The sequence below is a fragment of the Streptomyces sp. MMG1533 genome (genome assembly GCF_001279775.1).
In the GTDB taxonomy this organism is placed as follows: domain Bacteria; phylum Actinomycetota; class Actinomycetes; order Streptomycetales; family Streptomycetaceae; genus Streptomyces.
Window position 1 is genome coordinate 1 of record NZ_LGDG01000118.1, and the last position, 622, is coordinate 622.

1 protein-coding gene is annotated in these 622 nt (G+C 70.4%); it reads right to left on the minus strand.

Annotation, left to right across the window (positions count from 1 at the left end; genetic code table 11):
• A partial coding sequence (locus ADK57_RS13235; RefSeq protein WP_053749623.1) for a DUF4097 family beta strand repeat-containing protein occupies positions 1-590 on the minus strand: 590 nt, incomplete at its 3' end.
• Positions 591-622: the final 32 nt, after the last annotated feature.

The following is a 622-nucleotide window of genomic DNA, read 5'->3' on the forward strand; positions in this document are numbered from 1 at the left end:
AGGGCGTTGTGGATCCGGCCGTGGGTGGTGCCGGCGTCCAGGGCGGCGGAGACTCCGCGGGCGGCGCCGATCGAGATGTCGCCGGATTCGGTGCGCAGTACGACCGTGCCGCGTACGGCCTCGTTGATGTGGATGTCGCCCTTTTGGGTGCTGATCTGGGCGGGGCCGCCCAGGCGGCGGACGGAGATGTGGCCGGCGGGGAGGGTGAGGCGGGCGCCGGCGGTCTCGTCGAGCTTGAGTGAGCCCTGCGCGCCTTCGAAGGTGACGTCGCCGAGCCGTCCGACGCCGCGGAATTCGGCGTCGGCGGCCTTCGCTTGGATGTGGGAGCCGGCGGGCAGCTGGATGGTCACCTCGATGGATCCGAAGGCGCCGAGGATCCGGTTCTTCGCGGGTGCGGCCTCGATCCGCAGGATGCCGTCGGCGTAGTCGACGGTGGTCTGCTCGGCCGCTTTCACGTCGCGGTTCTTGGAGGCGTCTGCGGGCAGGACCTCGACGGTGGTGTCGGCCCGGTCGGCGGCGATGAACCGGATGCGTCCCGCGGGGATGTCGAGGACGGCGGAGACCGGGGCGGGGGTGTCGAACTTCTGCATGGTGTTCTCCTGCGGCTCGTTGTTTCTGATGC